The sequence below is a fragment of the Prosthecobacter sp. genome, from assembly GCF_034366625.1.
Classification (GTDB): domain Bacteria; phylum Verrucomicrobiota; class Verrucomicrobiia; order Verrucomicrobiales; family Verrucomicrobiaceae; genus Prosthecobacter.
On sequence record NZ_JAXMIH010000019.1, the window covers coordinates 44,406 to 64,638 of the forward strand.

The 20,233-nt window shown below is 60.3% G+C and carries 19 protein-coding genes and 1 tRNA gene; 10 read left to right on the top strand and 10 right to left on the bottom strand.

Annotation, left to right across the window (positions count from 1 at the left end; all coding sequences use genetic code 11):
- Positions 1-51 precede the first annotated feature (51 nt).
- On the top strand, positions 52-687 hold the full coding sequence (gene dhaL, locus U1A53_RS19075) for a dihydroxyacetone kinase subunit DhaL (RefSeq protein WP_322283445.1): 636 nt from the start codon (positions 52-54) through the stop codon (positions 685-687).
- Here dhaL and menD read toward each other — a convergent pair.
- Together menD and U1A53_RS19085 are read right to left on the bottom strand one after the other, a co-directional pair.
- Positions 674-2,212: a 2-succinyl-5-enolpyruvyl-6-hydroxy-3-cyclohexene-1-carboxylic-acid synthase gene (gene menD, locus U1A53_RS19080; protein WP_322283446.1), complete on the bottom strand. Its 1,539-nt coding sequence runs from the start codon at positions 2,210-2,212 to the stop codon at positions 674-676. The genes dhaL and menD overlap by 14 nt on opposite strands.
- The gene (locus U1A53_RS19085) at positions 2,209-3,228 is read right to left on the bottom strand and encodes a chorismate-binding protein (protein WP_322283447.1); all 1,020 of its coding nucleotides are present in this window, start codon (positions 3,226-3,228) and stop codon (positions 2,209-2,211) included. Before U1A53_RS19085 ends, menD begins: the two co-directional genes overlap by 4 nt.
- Positions 3,229-3,326: 98 nt before the next feature.
- On the opposite strand from U1A53_RS19085, the gene U1A53_RS19090 reads away from it, so the two are divergent.
- Positions 3,327-4,856, top strand: coding sequence for an SIS domain-containing protein (locus tag U1A53_RS19090; RefSeq protein ID WP_322283448.1), 1,530 nt, complete (start codon positions 3,327-3,329; stop codon positions 4,854-4,856).
- Between the two features lie 42 nt (positions 4,857-4,898).
- Positions 4,899-6,350, top strand: a complete 1,452-nt coding sequence (locus U1A53_RS19095; RefSeq protein WP_322283449.1) for a DUF1501 domain-containing protein — start codon at positions 4,899-4,901, stop codon at positions 6,348-6,350.
- Between the two features lie 54 nt (positions 6,351-6,404).
- On the opposite strand, the gene U1A53_RS19100 is transcribed toward U1A53_RS19095, so the two are convergent.
- Positions 6,405-7,109: a C4-type zinc ribbon domain-containing protein gene (locus U1A53_RS19100; RefSeq protein ID WP_322283450.1), complete on the bottom strand. Its 705-nt coding sequence runs from the start codon at positions 7,107-7,109 to the stop codon at positions 6,405-6,407.
- Between the two features lie 103 nt (positions 7,110-7,212).
- On the opposite strand from U1A53_RS19100, the gene U1A53_RS19105 reads away from it, so the two are divergent.
- A complete protein-coding gene (locus tag U1A53_RS19105; protein ID WP_322283451.1) occupies positions 7,213-8,124 on the top strand; it encodes a sugar phosphate nucleotidyltransferase in 912 nt (303 codons plus the stop codon).
- An 11-nt stretch (positions 8,125-8,135) separates the two neighbouring features.
- Here the strand turns inward: U1A53_RS19105 and U1A53_RS19110 are convergent, their stop codons facing one another.
- The 5 genes from U1A53_RS19110 to U1A53_RS19130 all read right to left on the bottom strand — a co-directional run bounded on the left by U1A53_RS19110 (position 8,136) and on the right by U1A53_RS19130 (position 12,926).
- Positions 8,136-9,464 (bottom strand): glycosyltransferase N-terminal domain-containing protein, encoded by a 1,329-nt coding sequence (locus U1A53_RS19110; protein ID WP_322283452.1) that lies wholly within the window; start codon positions 9,462-9,464, stop codon positions 8,136-8,138.
- On the bottom strand, positions 9,445-10,026 hold the full coding sequence (gene rsmD, locus U1A53_RS19115) for a 16S rRNA (guanine(966)-N(2))-methyltransferase RsmD (protein ID WP_322283453.1): 582 nt from the start codon (positions 10,024-10,026) through the stop codon (positions 9,445-9,447). The genes U1A53_RS19110 and rsmD overlap by 20 nt, the downstream gene beginning before the upstream one ends.
- Positions 10,027-10,144: 118 nt before the next feature.
- The gene (locus U1A53_RS19120) at positions 10,145-11,137 is read right to left on the bottom strand and encodes a Fic family protein (protein ID WP_322283454.1); all 993 of its coding nucleotides are present in this window, start codon (positions 11,135-11,137) and stop codon (positions 10,145-10,147) included.
- 171 nt (positions 11,138-11,308) lie between these two features.
- Positions 11,309-11,704 carry a DUF2750 domain-containing protein gene (locus U1A53_RS19125; RefSeq protein ID WP_322283455.1) on the bottom strand — a complete coding sequence of 132 codons (396 nt, stop codon included), beginning with the start codon at positions 11,702-11,704 and terminating at the stop codon, positions 11,309-11,311.
- Positions 11,705-11,792: 88 nt separating this feature from the next.
- Positions 11,793-12,926: a PQQ-binding-like beta-propeller repeat protein gene (locus tag U1A53_RS19130; RefSeq protein ID WP_322283456.1), complete on the bottom strand. Its 1,134-nt coding sequence runs from the start codon at positions 12,924-12,926 to the stop codon at positions 11,793-11,795.
- 51 nt (positions 12,927-12,977) lie between these two features.
- Between U1A53_RS19130 and U1A53_RS19135 the strand changes: the two genes are divergently transcribed.
- Positions 12,978-13,526: a hypothetical protein gene (locus U1A53_RS19135; protein ID WP_322283457.1), complete on the top strand. Its 549-nt coding sequence runs from the start codon at positions 12,978-12,980 to the stop codon at positions 13,524-13,526.
- A 99-nt stretch (positions 13,527-13,625) separates the two neighbouring features.
- Here the strand turns inward: U1A53_RS19135 and U1A53_RS19140 are convergent, their stop codons facing one another.
- Positions 13,626-14,516, bottom strand: a complete 891-nt coding sequence (locus tag U1A53_RS19140; protein WP_322283458.1) for a peptidyl-prolyl cis-trans isomerase — start codon at positions 14,514-14,516, stop codon at positions 13,626-13,628.
- Positions 14,517-14,668: 152 nt separating this feature from the next.
- Here U1A53_RS19140 and U1A53_RS19145 point away from each other — a divergent pair, with 152 nt between their 5' ends.
- The 3 genes from U1A53_RS19145 to U1A53_RS19155 all read left to right on the top strand — a co-directional run bounded on the left by U1A53_RS19145 (position 14,669) and on the right by U1A53_RS19155 (position 18,331).
- On the top strand, positions 14,669-15,616 hold the full coding sequence (locus U1A53_RS19145) for a D-alanyl-D-alanine carboxypeptidase family protein (RefSeq protein ID WP_322283459.1): 948 nt from the start codon (positions 14,669-14,671) through the stop codon (positions 15,614-15,616).
- Positions 15,617-15,682: 66 nt separating this feature from the next.
- Positions 15,683-16,885, top strand: a complete 1,203-nt coding sequence (locus U1A53_RS19150; protein ID WP_322283460.1) for a hypothetical protein — start codon at positions 15,683-15,685, stop codon at positions 16,883-16,885.
- 111 nt (positions 16,886-16,996) lie between these two features.
- Complete coding sequence (locus tag U1A53_RS19155) at positions 16,997-18,331, top strand: DUF1501 domain-containing protein (RefSeq protein WP_322283461.1); 1,335 nt, start codon at positions 16,997-16,999, stop codon at positions 18,329-18,331.
- Between the two features lie 60 nt (positions 18,332-18,391).
- Here the strand turns inward: U1A53_RS19155 and U1A53_RS19160 are convergent, their stop codons facing one another.
- On the bottom strand, positions 18,392-19,279 hold the full coding sequence (locus U1A53_RS19160) for a prenyltransferase/squalene oxidase repeat-containing protein (RefSeq protein WP_322283462.1): 888 nt from the start codon (positions 19,277-19,279) through the stop codon (positions 18,392-18,394).
- A gap of 111 nt (positions 19,280-19,390) precedes the next feature.
- Here U1A53_RS19160 and U1A53_RS19165 point away from each other — a divergent pair.
- Both U1A53_RS19165 and U1A53_RS19170 read left to right on the top strand, forming a co-directional pair.
- Positions 19,391-19,475: transfer RNA gene (locus U1A53_RS19165), tRNA-Leu, on the top strand.
- Entirely contained in the window at positions 19,466-20,203 is a 738-nt protein-coding gene (locus U1A53_RS19170; RefSeq protein WP_322283463.1) for a ubiquinone/menaquinone biosynthesis methyltransferase, read from the top strand. The genes U1A53_RS19165 and U1A53_RS19170 overlap by 10 nt, the downstream gene beginning before the upstream one ends.
- Positions 20,204-20,233: the final 30 nt, after the last annotated feature.

Below are 20,233 nucleotides of genomic sequence, written 5' to 3' on the forward strand. Positions count from 1 at the left end.
TTTGGGCTTCGCATTTGACTTCGCGGCCAATGCGCCAACAATCGCTGCCCCATGCCCAAAGCCACCCTCTCCAAAGACGAAGTCAAAGCCATGCTCATCCTCGCGTGCGAGCGCATCATCGCCGCGGAGCCAATGCTGTCCCAAGCCGACCGTGATCTCGGTGATGGCGACCACGGCATGGGCATGGAGCGTGGCATGAGAGCCGCGATTGAAAAACTCAACGCCGGTGATGTGGAAAGTATCGAGAAAGCCTTCGCCACCGTCGGCATGGCGATGATGAGCAGCATGGGCGGCGCCAGCGGCGCGATCTTTGGCACCTTCTTCCGCAACGGCGGCAAGGCTTTGAATGGCAAAGATGCCTTCGATGCCGCCGGGCTCGCTGTTTTCCTCAAAGCGGGCGTGGATGGCGTGAAACAGCGCGGCGGTGCCGCCATTGGCGACAAGACCTGCGTGGATGCGATGGAACCTGCCGCGAACAAAGCCGCTGAAGTGGCGACTCAATCATTGCCCGAGGCGATTACCGCAGTCGCAGCGGCCACAGATGCTGGCAAAGAAGCCAGCAAGGCTATGATCGCCAAGTTTGGCCGTGCGAAGACCCTCGGCGAGGCCTGCATCGGTTTTCCGGATGCTGGAGCCTGCTCCGTTGTCGTGATCATCGACGCGTTCCGCGATTTTATCGTGGCCTGATCACGGGACGCTGCCAGTCCTTCCAAAAAGCCTCCGTTTGCAGCGGATCGGGCCGGATTTCGATCACGATCGGCATCGGTAGCAGGTCTTCCAAATCGAGGGCATCATCGGTTTGCAGGTATTCCATGCCCCACATCTGCGCCCATGGCTCAAAGCTCATCGAGTGGCGATTTTCGATCACGCTGCGGGCTGCATCCGGCAGCGCGCGCATGCTGGCCACGCGGGAGAAAATTTTGCCGCCGCCGTTGTTGATGATTACGATACGCAGCTTCGGATGATCCATCTGCGCGATGATCCACGGCGCGGCGAGATCATACAGCGCGCTCAGATCGCCGAGAATCAGCCAGCATTCGCCGTGGTGAACCGCACTGGTGCCGAGAAAGGTCGAAACCAGCCCGTCGATGCCGTTGGCACCGCGATTTGCGAAGAACTTCACGCCGGGCTTCGAAGTTTGCAGCGCCAGATTGAATTCACGAATCGGCAGGCTGTTGCCGAGAAACACCCGTGAGCCTGCGGGAATGACATCCGCGATCTTTCTCACCCATCCCGGTTCTGAACCGGCAAACTTGTCGAGATCGGGTTCAAATTTCAGGATGCCGCACGAATCGCCGTGTTTTGAGCATTGGGCGCCATGCAATGCCTCCCAAGGCATCGTTGTCACATTCTCCGTCCGCGCCAGACCGCTGAAGCCAGTCCGCGTGATGTTGGTGACGTGAATTCTAGGCTGCGACTCCAAATCCCGCCACCAACGCCACGAGGGCACCGCGCCGAGACGCAGCACATGCGCGGGGCGGGCGGATTGCAGCGCTCGCTCGCCGCCTGGAGTCAACAGCGGCAGCAGATCGCGGAAGCCATGCAGATTTGAGGTGGCCTCCGCGATGATTGGGACGCCGAGTTTGGCAAGCAATGGCGCTGCTTCCGCCGCATCTTCAGGATGCATGCCTGAGGCGAGCACCAGGTCACACTGCAAGGAGCAGGGGCTTCCAGCCGCCGCAGTCTGCGACACACGCGCGCCAGAAAAATCAATGCCTGGAGCATTCGTTTCCAAGGGCTCATCCAGGCATACGTTCAGATGCCGGGGACGATCATTCCGTGTCTCATACATCCCCAGCGGATCATCCGTGGCGTCCCAGTCGCCGAGAGTTTGTGCATACACGCCAAACAAACCATGCTGCTCAATGGCCTGCGGCGCGCCGCTGCCACGGTAGCTCTTCGGGCGGTCTGCGGTCAGCAGGAACAGGGGCAGAGCCTGGTAGTGCGCCTCGATCACCGCTGGCAGCAGTTCCGCGGCAGCGGTGCCGCTGGTAGTCACGACCGCCACGGGCTGGCGATCCGCCATGATGCGGCCCAACGCAAAAAACGCTGCGCTGCGCTCCTCGAAGAAATTCCACACCTTCAGCCCCTGGCTTGCCAGCAAAGAGGCGACCAGTGGCGCATTGCGTGCGCCAGCGGCGACGCAGACCTCGCGCACACCGAAGTGGGCGAGTGTGCTCAGAGTTTGTTGGATGAGCTGGGACTGGGTCATGAATGCAGTGCCAGCAGACGCAGGACGGCCTCGCGTTTCAACCGCAATTCACGCCATTCGTGATCAAACGCACTGCCGCCCACGATACCGCAGCCAGACGGGAGGCTGATCTTGTCGCCTTCCCAGCAGATGCCGCGGATGGCAACAATGATGTGGGTGGTGCCGTCGCTTTCAATGAACCCGAAGGGAGCACCGAAAAATCCTGGCACCTTCAACTGCTGGCGATACTCACGCAGCTTCGCGAGTGACGCGTCATCACGTGGCAGGCAGCCGACGGCAGGTGTGGGGTGCAGCAGCGGCACCAATTGCGCAGGATCGGCGGTCTCGCGCATTTTCACGCTGAGCTTTGATTGGAAATGCACGAGACCGGAGGTCTGGCAGAGCGAGCGCGGCAGGCGGGTCACTTTGCCAAGGGTTTGCAGTCGGTCGGCGAGGTAGCGCACGACGATTTCATGCTCCTCGATCTCTTTCACATCCGTGAGGAAGGCGTCCTGATTGCCTGGCTTCGCGGTTCCGGCCAGCGCCATCGTTTCAAGATCATGTCCTTTCGCGGTGAACAGCAGTTCTGGCGTCGCGCCCAGGAAGCCGCCGGAGTCTTTCACATGAGCGTAACCCCACATGTTTTCAGGGGCCTTCATGATGGCGTCCAGCAGACGTCTGGGGTCGCCCGAGGTCAAAGTGCCGGACTCGGTGAGCACGGGCACCATCTTTTCGATGCGTTTGGCCAGCACCTCGCGGCGGATGCGCCGGAAGGCCATCTTGAACCATTCGGTGGCCGGTTTGGCCCAGTGAATCTGCGGTGTGGCGGCTCCGTTGAGATGAATCGTTTTAGCCAGGCTTTCCGCCGTGATGGCGTGCAGTTTGGCAGGCACTTTCCAGGGCTTGGGATCGCTCAGATCGAAGTCATTGATGTAGAAGGCACCTCCCGCGGCCGGCGCGGCGGCCAGCGCGGTGAAGGGGCCTTCTCCCAGCCACGCCCGTCCGTCGGGCAGCCTGAACAATGCGAATTCCATCATGCGAGTTTGTGTGCATAGTGAAACGTACCGCGCAGCGTGCAAGATGGGAAAGTGTCACAACTGAACATCCGTTCTGCCACGCCGGTCGAATCCCTTGCATGAACGCCGCTGACGAATTCCTCCGTGTCGCTTCCGACTATCAGCTCGGCGCGCTGGACACGGAGTCCCAGCACCCCTTCACCTTGTCCCTTTCCCAGATGGCCCGGGAGGATGTGGGAGAGGCGGTCAAACTGATGCATCAGGTCGATATACATGCATTGCGGCAGATGCAGGCCAAGGCCGCGCCGTTGGCGGACCTTGCCCGCGCCGTGGCTGCCACGTTTGATGCCGACCATCGTGTGTTTCTCTGCGGCTGCGGTGCCACGGGCCGTCTCTCGCTCAGCATCGAGATTTTTTGCCGCATGGGGGTGCTGCCTGCGCCGGACCCGGAGCGTGTCGTGGCTTTCATGGCCGGAGGCGATCTCGCCTTGATCAAAGCCATCGAAACCTTCGAGGATCATCCCGAATACGGTGCGCGGCAGCTTGAAGAACTGGGATTTGCCGCGGGTGACTTGCTGATTTCATCGACCGAAGGTGGCGAAACACCCTTCGTCATCGGGGCCACTGAACGTGCTGCCGAACTGTCCGCCAACCACCCGTGGTTCCTGTATTGCAATCCTGACGATCAGCTCATCAAAGCCGCCGAGCGGTCCAAACGTGTGATTCAAAGCAAAAAGATTCGCAAACTGAACCTCGCCGTCGGGGCGATGGCGGTGGCAGGCAGCACCCGCATGCAGGCCAGCACGGTGCTCATGGCGGCGATCGGCTTCGCCTTCATGCACCAGCGTGATCCAGAACAAGCGCCTGCGGAGGTGTTGCAACTCCTGCGTCATGTGGCGCATTGCGACGGCCAGTTTCTCGTGCCGTTCATCGAGCACGAGGCGGCGGTGTATGAGCGCGGTGCGTTCGTGTTGTATGAAAGCGCGCGTTTTGGCATCACCGTCGTCACGGACACCACCGAACGGGCCCCGACCTTCAGTCTGGCTGCGTTTGAAAAACAGGACGATCCTGCCGCGTCCGCCTCGTGGTGCCATTTCATCATGCCGGAACAGCCGGAGGCGCATGTGGCCTGGAAGGCGCTGCTGCATCGTGCTCCACGCACGCTGGAGTGGCCGGATGTGCGGCACGTCGCCGGGGCGGAGGTGCTGGCCTGCTACGACTTCTCCGCGCAACTGAGCGCTCGCCGACAAATCCGCACGCAGAACGCTGAACATCTGCCTTTCCGCATCGGTGGCGGGGCGGGGGAGATGGTCTGGGAGTTCGATGGTTTGTGTGAGCGGATCAATCTCGCGGGCGTGCATGAGTTTCACGCTCATCTGATGCTCAAGATGCTCATCAACATCCATTCCACGCTCGTCATGGGCCGGCTGGGCCGTTACCTGGACAATCTCATGACCTATGTGAAGCCCAGCAACAACAAGCTCATCGACCGCTCCGTGCGCTACGTGCGTCTGCTGGCCCAGCGCCGCACGGGCAAGCTGCCCGGCTATCAGAAGGTGACGCGGGTGTTGTTTGCGGAGCGCGAGAAACTGAAACCCGGAGACCCGGTCGTTCTCAAGACGCTGGCAGCGCTCGGGGTGACGGTTTGATCGTTTGAAACATGACCGTCAGCGGCTTCGTAAGCCCGTGTGATGATTCCTCAGAACGACAGCCGCCTGCGCGACCTCACGCGACGCCATTTCTTCAGCCAGTGTGGCATGGGGATCGGCTCGGTGGCGCTGGCCTCGATGATGGCTGAGCGGGGATTGAGCGCGGCCAGCGCGGCGGCCTCTGCGGGGCCGGGAGTGATGAAAAAGACACATGTCACGCCACGGGCGAAGAATGTGATCTACCTGTTCATGGCGGGCGGACCATCACAGCTCGAACTGTTCGACTACAAGCCGAAGCTCATCGAATTGAACGCCCAGCCGATCCCGCAGAGCTACATCGAAGGGAAACGCTTCGCCTTCATGGGCAGCAGCAACGGTTTCAACCTGCTCGGCACACGGCGCAGCTTCAAACAACATGGCCAGAGCGGTTCCTGGGTGAGCGACATGCTGCCCTATACCTCCGGCGTCGTGGATGACATCAGCATCGTCACCACCTGCAAAACGGAGCTCTTCAATCATGCGCCAGCGAAGCTGTTCATGAACACGGGCAGCGGCCAGTTCGGGCGGCCGTCGATGGGCGCGTGGGCCACGTATGGCATCGGCAGTGAGTCGAGCGACCTGCCGGGCTTTGTCGTGCTGCAAAGCGGCCCACGCGGTCCTCGTGGTGGCGCGGTGCTGTGGGGCAGCGGGTTTTTGCCCACAACGTATCAAGGCGTGCCGTTGCGTGGCACCGGTGAGCCGATTTTAAATCTCTCCACGCCCGCGAGCTACAGCGCGGCGAGTCAGCGGCGGGTGATCGACACGGCACGCGAGCTGAATCTCGCCCGACTCGTCGAAACGGGTGACGAGGAGATTCAAACGCGCATCAACGCCTATGAAATGGCCTGGCGCATGCAGAGCAGCGCGCCGGAGCTGATTGATCTGCGTGGTGAATCGAAGGCGACGCTCGACCTTTACGGCATTGATCCCTCGCAACCGTCGTTTGCGCGCAACTGCCTTCTCGCACGGCGTCTCGTCGAACGCGGCACACGTTTCGTGCAGCTCTATCACACGAGCTGGGACAATCACGGTGGCAAAGGCGAGACGCTGGAGGATGATTTTCCGAAGGTCGTCAAAGATGTCGATCAGGCCTGCGCGGCGTTGATCCGCGATTTGAAGTCACGTGGCCTGCTGGAGGAGACGCTGGTCATCTGGGGCGGTGAGTTTGGCCGCACGCCGATGGGTGAGAATCGCGACAAGACCGGCCGCAATCACCACATCGACGCGTTCACGATGTGGTTTGCTGGTGGTGGCGTGAAGGCGGGGCAAACGCTCGGCAAAACGGACGAACTGGGCTTCGGCGTGGCTGAAGATCCAGCGCATGTGCATGATCTGCATGCCACCATCCTCCATCTGCTCGGGCTGGAGCATGAAAAACTGACCTTCAAATTCCAAGGCCGCGATTTCCGCCTGACGGACGTCCACGGCAAGGTGATCGAGAAGTTGTTGGCCTGAGGAAGGGGAACATCTTGTTCCCCTTTTCCTGAAGGGATCAGGATGATCCCTCTCCTACTCCACCAAGTAAAGAATGCGGCCACAGGCTTCGCACTGCGTGAGCGACTCGGACTGTTTCAGTGATTGGATCACGCCGACCACCACCTTCATGTGGCAGCCGCCGCACATGGCGTTTTCCATCGGCACGATGGCTGCATCGCCTTTCTTGATGAAGATGCGCGTGTAGAGATCAAGCGCGTCCGGGTCGATGGGCGCGGCGAGGGTGGCGCGCTCGGCGTTGAGGTCTTCGAGGCGCTTCTTCACGCCCACCGCACGTTCGTCGAGGTTCTTGATTTCCTCGGTCACACGCTTCTGTGTCTCGGCCAGTTTGGCCTGGGCTTCCTTGAGTTTGGCCTTGGCGGTTTCGAGCGCCTCCATCTGGTCGAGCTCACCGTCTTCGAGTTTGGTGACTTCCGCCTCGTAACGTTTGATCTCATGGCCGAGGGCGGCGAACTCGTCGTTTTTGCGCGTCTCGAACTGCTGGTCGTGCAGGCGCTTGATCGAAAGCTGGCGTGTTTGCACATCGAGCTGGATGCTCTTGATCTTCACCTCGACTTCCTTCATCGCCAGATTCGCGGCCTCGACGGCGGCCTGATCACCGGCGAGCTGCGTTTTTGCCCTGGCTTGCAGGTTGGGGATGTCTTTGAGATCTTTTTGCAGCGCGCGGATGCGTTGATCGCGTTCCTGAAGCTGGATGAGTTTCGTGATGTCTGGAAGCATGTGTCACGGATGTAAGCCGAGGCGGTGGCAGAGCACAAGTCTGTGTTCTCTGTCTCTTGACGCATCGGCGGACCGCTCCCATGGATGCAGCCCGATTTTACCCATGAAACCCACACTTCTCATCCTCGCTGCCGGCATGGGCAGCCGTTACGGCGGTCTCAAGCAACTTGATGCGATGGGGCCTTCGGGTGAAGTGGTGCTGGATTACTCGGTGTTCGACGCGATCCGTGCCGGTTTCGGCAAGGTGGTGTTCGTCATCCGCCGCGACTTCGAGGAGCTGTTCCGCACGCAGATTGGCTCCAAGTTCGAGGGTCGTATCGCCGTGGATTACGCGTTTCAGGATTTAAACGACCTGCCCGCCGGTTTCTCCCTGCCGGAAGGCCGCACCAAGCCCTGGGGCACGGCGCATGCGCTGCTCGCTGCCGCGAATGTGGTGAACGAGCCTTTCCTCATGATCAATGCCGACGACTTCTACGGCCAGGACGCCTTCAAAAAGATCGCCGCTGATCTCACTCAGCCGCGCTCGAAAGACGGCAAGAGCCACTGGTCGATGGTGGGCTTCTATTTGAAGAACACGCTCTCGGAACACGGCAGCGTGTCACGTGGCGTCTGCAAACGCGATGCGAACGGCATGCTCGTGACGGTCACGGAGATGACAAAGATCTTCAAACATGGCCACGGTGCGGAGAACCGCGAGGTGGAGGGTGCTTACGTGCCGCTCACGGGTGACGAAGTCGTGTCGATGAACTTCTTTGGCTTCACGCCGGACATCTTCGACCATCTGCGCCAGGCCTTCGCCGAATTCCTCACGAAGCGCGGCAACGAACTCAAGTCAGAGTGCTATGTGCCTGCCGAAGTCGATGCTCTCATTCACGCAGGCAAGGCTGAGGTCCGCGTACTCGAAACCACCGGCAAGTGGTTCGGTGTCACCTATCCCGAGGACAAGGCCGAAGTCGTCGCCAGCATTCGCAAGTTGATCGACGCGGGTGAGTATCCGCAGTCGCTGTTGGGTTGATCGGCAGTCTTTTATTTCTGCTCAAGCAGGCGTTCGACACTGCGTTGCGTCGCGCCTTGGTGGATTTGCAGGGCCTTGTGGCCTGCGTGCGCCATGTGAAAGGCTTTTGGTTTGTTTTGCAGCAGTGTGAGGCAGGCGGAGGTGAGTTCCTTGAAGTCAGCGACCTGTTGAGCGCCGCCGTGCTTTAACAGGAGATCGACGAGCGGTGTGAAGTTCTCCATGTGCGGGCCGAAGAGGACGGGCTTTTGTGCCAGCGCAGCCTCGGCGGGGTTTTGGCCGCCTTCGGCAAGGAAACTTTTGCCGACGACGACGAGTGTGGCGAGATGCTGCCAGGCGGCGAGTTCGCCGGTGGTGTCGATGAGGAAGACGGGAGCGTTTGGATCGACGCGGGAGAGGGAATCGCTGCGCAGGGCAGGGGTGATGCCGATGGTGTTGAGCGCTGCGGTGATTTCGGCACGACGTTCGACGTGACGCGGCACGATCAGCAGCGCGAGATCATGGATTTTTTCGCGCAGGTGTTGGAAGACGCGGGCGAGTTCGATTTCTTCGCCAGCGTGCGTGCTGGCGGCGAGGAGGATGGGTTGCTGGGGCGAAATGCCGACCTGGGTGAGCACAGCGTGCAGGGCGTCGATTTTCACAGGGAGCACGATGGCTCCATCGGGATCGTACTTGATGCTGCCGGCGAGATGGATGCGGTCGCGTTCGACTCCGAGACCCTGCCAGCGGGTGATGTCGGACTCTTCCTGCACGAGGACTTGATGCAGCAGGCGGAAGATGGGCTCCACAAGCCAGCGGAACTTGCGATAGCGGCGTTCGGAGCGCGGGGAGAGCCGTGCGTTGACCAAGGAGACGGGAATGCCGAGGCGTTCAGCGGCGGAGGTCAGGTTGGGCCATACTTCGGCCTCCACGAGCACGAGCTGTGTGGGCTGGATGATCTCCAGCATAAGGCGACCGATGCCAGGGAGATCGACGGGGCTGTAAATGGCGACCACCCGGCCAAGATGTTGTGCCGCAAGCTCCACTGCGAGCGCATGACCGGTGGGAGTCGTGGTGCTGAGCACGATGCCCAGATAGGCATCCGTTTGCAGCAGCCGGGTGATCAGTTTTTTGGCGACACCGACTTCACCAACACTCACGGCGTGCACCCAGAAGCGCTCATGCTGCGGCAGGGCGGCGATGGCTTTTTGCGTCTTCTTGCTGTGCCAGCCGAGGCGCTGGGCGAGATCACGCCAGCGGCCATTGCGGCGGCGCATCTTGATGAAGGCGCTTGGCAGCATGAAGGCGAGACCGAAGGGCAGCGCCAGATTGTAGAGGATGAGGCTAAGCGCTTTCGATGCCATGCGGAAGTTTTCGCAGCCAGACGATGCGGGTGGAACCGTAATTGCGGTCGGTCAGCACCTCCCAGCCGGGCCAGTTTTTTGTTTCGCGGTTGAAGTGGTGACTTTCGAGAATGAGGTGGCTCTCCGCATGCAGCAGCGCGGGAAGAGCCTCATCGGCGAGCAGTTTCGCGACGAAATCCGTGTCCGCATCGCAATGCGTGTAGGGCGGGTCGGCGAAGATGAGATCGAACTGCTTGCCGTCGCGTTGCAGCAGCGGCAGCAGGCGGAAGACATCGCTTTGGCGCACGGTGGCACCGGCGAGCTTGGTTTTGGCGATGTTGCGGCGGATCACGTCGCAAGCCCCTTTGTTTTCATCCACCATCAAGGCAGACGTGGCTCCACGGCTCAGGCATTCGAGGGCGATGGCGCCCGTGCCGGCGAAAAGATCGAGCACATGCGCGCCAGGAACGAGTTCGCCGAGCATCGAGAACACAGCCTGCCGCACACGATCCTGCGTGGGTCGTGTGACGGTTTTCGGGACTTCGAGTGCAAGCCCGCCTGCTGTGCCGGAGATGATGCGCACCCGTTTCCTTTAGCTGGGCAAGGTTCGGGGTTCAAGGTTTCTTGCCGGAGGTTTGAATGAGGAAAGCAGGAAGGCAGGAAATGAATGAATCTGGTTCCTGTCTTCCTCATCAAGCGACTCAGGCTTTGGAGGTGCGGCGGTATTTTTGCAGGCTGCTGTTGGGCTTGTCTGGCAGGGTGCGTTCGATCAGGCCGGCGGCGAGCGCGGGTTGCAGGTAGTTTTTACGGAAGGTCGGACGATGGGCCAGACCGAGCTTTTTCATGCAGGCCAGGGCGGTGAGCGGCTGTTTGGCCAGGCATTTGAGCAGGGCTTTGACTTGGTCGCTGACTTGATCGCCCACTTGGTCGGTGGCCGCCACCTCATGAATGGCCTGGAGGAGGGCGGAGAGCAGGAATTCGATGAAGATCGTGGACTGGCCGGCTTTGTCTGATGCCGCGAGCGCGGCGTAATACTCCGCCTGTCGCTCGCGGATCACGCTTTCCACGGGGAGGAAGGCCAGTTCGGGCTTCCAGCGGCTCAGGATGAGCGTTTGCCACAGTCGTCCGATGCGACCGTTGCCATCGGCAAAGGGATGAATGAACTCCAGTTCGTAATGGAACACGCAGCTCGCGATCAAGGGATGCTCCACCTTCCGTTTCAGCCAGCCGAGCAGATCCTGCATCAATCCCGGCACGCGCTCCGCAGGCGGCGCCACATGCACGAGCTTGGAACCCTTCACGATGCCCACGCCGCCGGAGCGGAAGCGCCCCGGATGATCCACGAGGCTTTGCATGAGCAGGTGATGCGCCGCGAGGAGGTCTTTGGCCGAGGCGGGGTTCCAGGCATCCAGCGCCTCATAGGCGGCGAAGGCGTTGCGCACTTCCTGGATGTCCTTGGCCGGACCGAGCACTCGCTTGCCTTCGATCACGGCTGTCACCTGCTCCAGGGACAGCGAGTTGTTTTCGATGGCGAGGGAGGAATGGATGGTGCGCAGCCGTCGGCTTCGTCGCAGTTTCGGCGTCATCGCCGTCGGAGCCTGCGCGCTCAAGCGTCCCAGCGCCTCGCTGACCTGCACGACAAGGTCGAGCGCCTTGGGCGTGATCGTGAAGGGTGGGGTGTAAAGCGCGGGCATGGATTCAATAGCGCCGGGTGCTGCATGGCTTCAATCGGCAACTTCTGGCGGAAGGCTGCCGGCTGTGCCGGAGATGATCCGCGCTTTTTTCTTTTTAGCGGTGGGAGGTGGGGATGCAAGGTGGGGATGGCAATTCAAACGTGTCGTCGTTCGCGGAGCAGTGATTGGGCGTTACTCAAATTTAGAAATCTCATCTGCCAATGCCTCACGAAGATCGGATGGCTCGGTGATCCATAGATTCCATTCTTCGTTTGGGAAAACCGCTACTTTGGCCCCGTCATGTTGCAGTCTTGGTAACAATTCTCCCATGAAATCATCCAGTTCAATTTCTGTCGCCACATGTCCGGGGAAATGTTTGTCGGCAATCTTCTGGGCGTATTCTGAATGTGGCCAGACTGGGAAATACTCGAGCTTGTCAGGTGTGACTGGCACCAGCCATCCATCATCGTTGCGAACACCCCAAAGGAATTCGGAATCGGCGACTTTGCCGATAAAATGTGAGCATCTTTCAGCGTCGCTTAATGCTACAACTGCCTTGTATTGAGCTTCATTCAGTTTGTATGGCATGCTTGTAATTGGTTTATCGTTTTGAGTTTTTTGTGCCGGGAGTGAGAATAGCGTGTTCCCTGACGAACATGGGTGTCCGTCATATGATTCACTTCCCATTCTTGAACGCATACAGCACGCCATCATCCGCGCCGACGATGATGTAGTCACCGGCGATGGCGGGGGAGGTCTTTACTGGGGCACCGAGTTCGTTGTGCCAGACTTCTTTGCCGGTGGCGAGGTCGAGGGCGTACACATAACCGTCGTCGCTGCCGAAGATCGCGGTTTTGCCGGCGCAGATGACGGCGCTGCTGTCGATGCGGTCGCGGGCGCGGAATTCCCAGAGCTGCTTGCCGGTGACGCGGTCGATGGCGTGGAAACGTTTGTCTCTGCCGCCGACATAGACGGCTTTTTCCCAGATGGCGGGGGCGGCGTAGTATTCGAACTCGCGCACGCCGTATTCCCAGACCTGCATGCCGTCACTGATACTGTAAGCGCCGACGCGGTTGCCATAATGGCTGACGTAGATGACGCCGTCGGCGATGGCGACGTTGTTGCCGATGTAGGCACCGACTTCGATCTGCTTTTCTTCTTTGCCAGTCTTCACGTCGTGGACGTGCAGGACGCTGTCGCAGCCGCCGAAGACGACCTTGCCGTCGCCGACGGCGGAGCCGCCGTTGATGTAGTAGCCGGTTTCAGCGGCCCAGTCTTTTTTGCCGTTCTTGGCGTCGAGGCAGTACACGTTGTAGTCGTAGGAGCCGATGATGATTTTCTGCGCCTTGGTCTCGGGATCGGTCCAGACGTTGGCGGCGGCATGAATTTCGGCCTGGGTCTCAAACTTCCAGACTTCTTTGCCGGTGTCGGCGTTCCAAGCATAGATGAAGCCGTCCTGGCAGCCAGCGACGACGAGATCACCTGCAAAAGCGGCGGCACCGTCGAAAGCGCCTTTGGCCTCGGCTTTCCACTTTTCTTTGCCGGTGGCGAGGTCGAGGCAGAAGAATTTGCCGTCTTTGCAGCCGGCATAGACTTTGCCCGCACGCACGATGGCGCTGGAGACAAGCATTTCACTTTGGCCCTTGGGTTTGTCCATGAGCTTGAACTGCCAGGCGAGTTCGAGGGGGAATTTGAGTTCGACGGGCGAGGTGCCGGTCATGGCTTCATTGCCACGGGAGTGAATCCAGTCGGCGTTTTGCGCGTGCAGGACGGAAGACAGGAGGAGGCACAGGAAAAAGATGGAGCGCATGAGTTTGGACTGTGAAACTGGCCTGAGATACGCTTTGTTGCAAACAAGCCGATGCCTGATCACGATCTCCAGAAGCCGCCGCCGATTCCACCCGACCTGCGGTGCGAGTATGAGGAGCGTCCGTTTCAGCACTGCACGCGCTGTGGTGAGTCGCTGCCGGATTTCCCCGGCGGGTTCCAAATCTCGAAGGCTTACAAGCGCGGCGAGTGCGTGATGGAGTATGCGCTGTGCGATCACTGCCGCTCGATGATGATGGAGGAGTTCTCCGTGGAATCGAAGAAGCGGCTGGCGCAGTTTCAGGACGAGGAGGTGACACTGGACCGCGGGCTGGACTCGTGCGCGGTGTGCCATGCGCCGCGAAACGCGCCGGGGATGGATGATTTTGTGATCACGGGCGTGTGCGAGGGGATCTCGCTTCTTCACAGCGTGATGATCTGCGGCAAGTGCGGCGACACGGTGCAGGGGATGATCTCGCAGAAGACGCGGGATACTTGGCGGCGCTTTGTGGATGATAATTTTCCCGGCCCACCACCGATGGATTCGCTGCCGGAGCCGGTGCAGGAGTTTCGCACGCCCGTGCCGGTGATGTCGAAGATGTGAACGGAGCCGTTCTTGGTTCGCTGTTCTTCGTTGTTGGTTTTGTAGTCCCGCCTTGAGGTGGTTGTGGAAGACCGGCTGAAGCCGGGACTACGGAACAGGTCAATGGCCGCAGTTGGCACCTTCTTCAGGATCGGTGTCCTCGATCTTGGCGGTGGCTTTGAGCTCTTCGAGGAAGGCGTTGAACTTTTTGTCGCGGTGCTCTTCAAGGAAGCGGATTTTCACGTCCTCCTTCACCTCGTCGAAAGGACGAGCGACCGAAGGTTTGCGGCCGGTGACGGTGCAGACGTGGAAGCCGAGCTGGGTGTTGAAGACGGGGCTGATCTCGCTCTCGCCCATGGAGAAGGCGATGGTTTCAAACTCCTCCATGAACTCGCCGCGCTTGAACCAGCCGAGGTCGATCTGCTGCTGCTCGTCGGCGCGGTGTTCCTCGGCGATTTTGGCGAAATCGGCCCCGGCGAGGAGCTGGGAACGGACATCGCGCATGGCCTGATAGACTTCCTGGCGGCTTTTGGCTCCCTGGAGGCTCTTGGTGATGTGGGAGGCTTTGATTTCCTCCTCGGTCATGTAGTGCTTGAGATTGGCCTCGTAGCAGGCCCGCAGCTCGGCCTCGGTGGGCACGGGTTCCGGGGCGTAGATTTCCTGGAGCGTTTTGTCAAGGCGCACGCCACCGGCGACGTTGTCGCGGATGAGGGCCTCGTCTTTGACGGCCATGCCGAGATTCATGTAGAACTGCGTTTCGCCACCGGCGTCGTCGATGAGCTTGGTCAAACGGGCGGTGACATCCGCTTCGGCGACTTCAGGGAAACGGCGGCGGCTTTCCTGGCCGAGGATGGCCCGGGAGACAAGGTTGTCCTTGGCCATGGTGCGGAATTCGGGGTCACGTTCGCAGCAGGCGACCTGGAGGGTGCGTTCAAAGTGTCCTTTGATCTGGCGGAATTCCGCCTCGATTATTTCGTCGTCGATGTGTTCGCCGTTGATGATGAGAGCCATGGTGACGATCATGGAGCGCGGAGCGAGGGGCGCAAGGTTTGACAACAAGAGCGTGGTGGCCTAGATGCCCAAAGCCCGGCCGTCTGATCGGCATGAAAACTGCGAGCCGGTGCTGCGTTGCTTTTACGATGATGAGACTTATTCAGCTTTTGATGACAGGAGCGGCCGTGTGGTCGCTGGCGAGTTGTGCGAACCAAGGAGTGGTGCGCGCGATTCCCGTGGCACCGGGCACCACTTACCTCCAGCCCGGCGCGGCAGAACAGAGCGATGGTGCACCTCACATGATGCAGGTGATGCTACCGGAGCAGCCGATGCTGGTGGCGACGTCTGGTCCCTCGATTCGCGCGGCATCGTATCTGCTGCTGGATGCGCGTACGGGCCAGCACCTGGCTGGGCGCAATTTTGAAACCGCGCGGGCAGTGGCAAGCACCCAGAAGCTAGTGACGGCGCTGGTGGTGCTGGATGCAGGAAATCTCGACAAGATGGTGCGCGTGCAGGCATCGGACGTGGCGGTGGAGCCGACACGCCTGGGGTTGAAGCCTGGGGAGGTCTATTCCCGGCGTATGCTGCTGTATGCCTTCCTGGTGAAGAGCTGTAACGACGTGGCCAATGTGCTGGCGCGTGACAATGCGGGCAGCATCGGCGCCTTTGCGGACAAGATGAACGCGAAGGTGCGCTCGCTAGGGGCCACAAATTCCCACTTCTGCAATCCGCATGGGCTGACCGTCAGAGGGCAGTATTCCACCGCGCGTGACATGGCCCGTGTGGCGATGGCCGCCTATCGCAATGGTGTGATTCGCGACGCGGTGCGGCGGAAGTACTACACCTTCCACCGGGCGGACGGGCGCACGGTCACGCTGGAGAGCACCAACGAGCTGTTGGGCGTGATGCCAGAGTGCAACGGCATGAAAACCGGCTACACGGTGGCCAGCGGACGTTGTTTGATCTCAAGTGCGGCCAGCGGCAGCCGTGAGGTGATTCTGGTGCAGCTCGGCACCAAGACGAAGTACATCTGGGAGGATGCCCGCATCATGATGGGCTGGGGTCTGCAACGGCTGCGCTCACGCGGTGGTGTGGCGGTGGCGTGGACGGCAAATTGAACAACACAAGTTGCGGCGAATCGTTCCCAACGGCAGAATACCCCACCCCCAATCGCCCAGCCAAGAATGCCGGCCACCACCCTCGTCTGCCCCCATTGCGAAAAAACTGTCGAAATTCAGGCTTCGGCAGTCACCCGATCACGTCCATGCCCGGAATGCGGCCAGATGGTGATGCTGCAAATGGCGGAGAAGACCACCAAGACGAAGCGTCGTGCGCTGTTGATGTCGCAGAATGAACCGCCGACCACGACGACTCTGCCGCGCCCGGTGATGGAGCCTTCCCATGAGCCGCAACCGCTTCCTGGCGATGCCTTTGAACGCATGCGCATGGACCCGGAGATCCACCAGTTCCGGCGTCGGCTGCTGTTTGGAGCGAGCGTGGTAGGGTTGATCGTGATCGTGCTTCTGGTGGTGAGCCTGTATCAGTCGGCCAAAGAGAGGGAGGGGATGAAACAGCTTTTCGGTTCGGAACAAGCCAAAGCGGGCGGTGCCAACACTCCCGCCGTGACACCCATGATTCCACCGGAAGAGGTTCTGCCACCGGTGACCACCGGCAACCTGGTCTTCCGCCCGCCAGGGAGCGAGGAACTCAAAACTGCCACCGCCCTTCCTAGCCGCAGCGACTCCACGGAGAATCTGGCCAAACTCGCTGCCGCCGAAGAAGTGCTGGGCAAGTTTCTCCAGGCGCCCGACTGGAAGCAGCGTGCGCTGCTGGTGCGCAACAAGCTGCGCGCGGCTCCTTTGATGAGCCTCTATTACGCGAAGAACGCCGACGGGCCGATGGTGTTTGATTCCATGGTCGAGGCGACGGAACTCCCCCCCCATTTCAGCGAGCATGTGGTGGTGTTTGAGGGCGGTGGTCGTCGTCTTGCCACCGTCGAGCACACCGCCGAAGGGCCGCGTGTGGACTGGGAGTCCTTTGTCGGAGCGGGTGAAATGGCCTGGTCGGATTTTCTCGAGTCAAAACCGGTGTCGCCCACGCTGTTTCGCGTGCTGGTGTCTCCAGCGGGGCACTTTGAAAACCAGTTCGGAGATCCTGGTGTTTTGAAGTGCTACAGCCTGCGCAACATCTCCGAACCGGGTGCCAAGGTGGTCTATGGTTACGCGGACAAGGCCAGTTCGCTGGCCAAGGAGCTGGATTACTGGCTGCAGCAGAGCAGTGATGCGACTGTGCCGATGATTCTGCGGCTGAAGTTCCCCCCCGACGCGCCAGTGGACTTCCAGGTCTGGATCCACCAGTTCGCGCAAGCCGGCTGGGTGGCCAAATAAGGCCATGATGGCCGATGGTCACGATTCGTGTAATTTTTCGCAAGATTTGCAAGAACCCTCGGGCCGCCTCGTAACTCCTCACGATTCCAGCAACAACACCCCTCCCTTATTATGAAAATGCATTCTCTCTGCCAAGGCAATCACCTTGATCTGCGCTCTGGTGCCAGCCGTCGTGACTTCCTCTATGTCGGCATGCTCGGCGGCCTGGGCCTCACGCTTCCTGAAATGCTGCGCCTCCAGGCTGCGGCCGTGATGCCCGAAGTGGAAACTTTCAAGCCGATCGCAGACTCGGTCATCCACATTTATCTTCCTGGCGGCATGGCACAGCATGAGTCGTGGGATCCGAAGCCTTTCGCCTCGCCCGACTACCGTGGTCCGTTTACTCCGATCAAGACTTCGATCCCTGGTGAATACGTCGGCGAAAAGTTTGCCAACATCGCCAAGATCATGAACAAGCTCACCGTCATCCGTTCGATGACCCACGGTGAGGCCGCCCATGAGCGTGGCACGCACAACATGTTCACCGGCTATCGTCCGAGCCCGGCCATCAAGTTCCCCAGCTACGGCTCCATCATTTCGCACGAGCAGGGCAGCCGCAACAATCTGCCTCCTTATGTGGCGGTGCCGGGCGTCTTCGCTCCTGAGCAAGGAACCGGTTACATGAGCAGTGCTTTTGGTCCGTTTGCCTTGGGCAGCGATCCTGCTGACAAAGGCTTCAGCGTTCGCGATCTGCTCACTCCCAAAGATGTGGATGACAAGCGTTTCGACCGTCGCCGTAACCTGCTGGGTGCCGTGGACGAACACTTCAAGGCCGTCGAAAAATCCGACGCGATCAGCGCCATGGACAGCTTCTATCAGGCTGCCTACGGTCTTATCAGCAGTTCGCAGGCTCGTGAAGCCTTCGATATCTCGAAGGAAAGCGACAAACTCCGTGACGAATACGGTCGCAACTCCGCTGGTCAGCGCTTCCTGCTGGCCCGTCGCCTTGTGGAAGCCGGCGTGCGCATGGTTTCCGTCAACTACGGCGGCTGGGATCACCACTCGAACATCAAGGGAGCTTTTGACGGTCAGGCTCCGAACTTCGATCAGGCCTTCGCCCGCCTCATCACCGATCTTTCGGACCGTGGCATGCTCAAGAAGACGCTCGTCATCGTCAGTTCCGAATTCGGTCGCACGCCGAAGATCAACGGCACCAATGGTCGTGACCACTGGCCGCGCGTGTTCTCCGTTGCCATGGCCGGTGGCGGTGTCAAAGAGGGCTACATCCATGGTGCCTCCGATGCCCTTGGCGGTGAGCCTGATCGCGACGCGGTCGGTCCAGAAGATCTGGCCAAGACCATGTATCGTCTGCTCGGCATCAACGGTGAGAAGCGTATCATGGCCGATGGCGTTCGTCCGATTGACATCGTCAACGGTGGCCGCATCCTCACGGAAGCCCTCGCTTAAACCGACGAAGAAAGTTCCAACGAGAAGCCCGGACAGCGATGTCCGGGCTTTTTTGTGTTTTCAGAGACTCAGGTGCCCCAGCGCCAGCAGTCCGTAATAGGTGTACTCGCAGTCCAGCGTGTCATCGGTCCAGTTGCCGTGGAAGCCTCCGGCCGCGTTCCAGAGGGAATCGACAAAATCCAGGCATGGCTCCTTGAGGCGTGAAAAATCGGCCTGCACCGCATCCAGTGCGTGCAAAGCCACCGCCGAGGAGAGCAAATCGGGCAGGGGAGCCGCAGGCAGCGCCAGGAAACCTCCTTGCGGCAGGCATTGCCGCATCAGCCAGTCCACCGCCTCCGGCGGCGGCGGCATGTCCATGTGCCGGTGCAGCGCCACCATGGCCGCCGTGGCCGTCGTGGAGCCAACGGGGATGCCCGGCTCATTGGACCACGCACCGTCGGGGGTTCTCAGTCCGCCCATGCATTCCGCCAGCCGCCAAGGCTCCGGCGGCAGTCCGCCGAGATCCTGGTAAGCGCCCCAGGCCAGCAGACAGCCATAAGCACTGCCTTTTTTCCTGCCTGGGGCTTGATGGTAGCCGCCGTCGGCACAGCGAAAGGTTTCGATGCGTGACGCCAAAGCCTCACGCGATGCCACGGGCAGCTCATCCAAGCCCGCATTCGCCCAGCAACGGGCCAGGCAGCACAGATGCACAAAATCCAGCCGTTCACCGTCGCCAAAACCCTTCAACCATGGACGCACGTCCGGGATCGTTTTGGCATCAACCGACAGCGCCTGCAAACCCTCCAGCCCGAATACAGTGTAGTAGAGGTCAGACTTGTCATTGCGGTCCAAAAAACCGCCCTCAGGCGAGAGGCGCGAACGATAAAACGCCTCCACCAAGGCCGCTGACTCACCGAGCAGTTTCGGAGCCAGCCGTGCCACCTGCAGCATCTCAAGACGAAAGGACATGCGCACGCGCCTAACCCGAAGCATGCCACGCCGCCAGAAGAAACTCATTTTCCCGCTTGAGAAATCCCTGCCTTGGTCAAAACTCGCCGTCCCGGTCAACCCGACTCCTTTGCTCACGTGGCGGAATTGGTAGACGCGCTAGATTCAGGTTCTAGTGAGTAACATCGTGGAGGTTCGAGTCCTCTCGTGAGCACCATCCAGCGGCATCCTGCCGCACGGGTGACCGGTCATACATTCAGCCACATGCAGGACGCAGGATTCGTGAGGAAGGCATTTGCGGGAATCGCATCGCGTTATGTGCTCGCGAACCATGTGCTCAGTCTTGGCATCGACTGCCTCTGGCGGCGCACCACCTCGCGGCGCATCGCCCAGCTCAATCCCCGGCGCGTGCTCGATCTCGCCACCGGCAGCGGAGATCTCGCCCGGTCGATTCAATCCGCCTGTCCTGCGGCCAAAGTGCTCGGCGCGGACTTCTCCGTGCCCATGATGCGTGAAGCCCAGGCCCGGCAGTTTCAGTCACTCATCGCCGCCGACGGACTTGCACTGCCGTTTCAAGACGGCGTCTTCGATGTTCTCACCGTGGCCTTTGGCCTGCGCAACATGGCTTCCTGGCCGGCTGCCTTGCAGGAAATGAGCCGCGTGCTGCGGCCGGGCGGCAGCCTGTTCGTCCTCGATTTCTCCATTCCCCGCACTCCGGGCATCCGGCAGTTTTACCTGTTCTACTTGAAGCACATCATGCCCCGCATCGCCGGCTGGATCACCGGCCAGCGCGAGGCTTATGTGTATCTGTGCGGCTCCATCGAGCGTTTTCCATCTGGCAAAGACATGGAGTCATTGATTTGTGCCAACGGCTTTCAATCAGCCGGCACAACGCCGCTCACGTTTGGCATCGCTTCGCTTTACGAGGCGAAAAAGCCGGGTTGATGGAAAATCGCCGTTCTAGGGAGGCCGCAA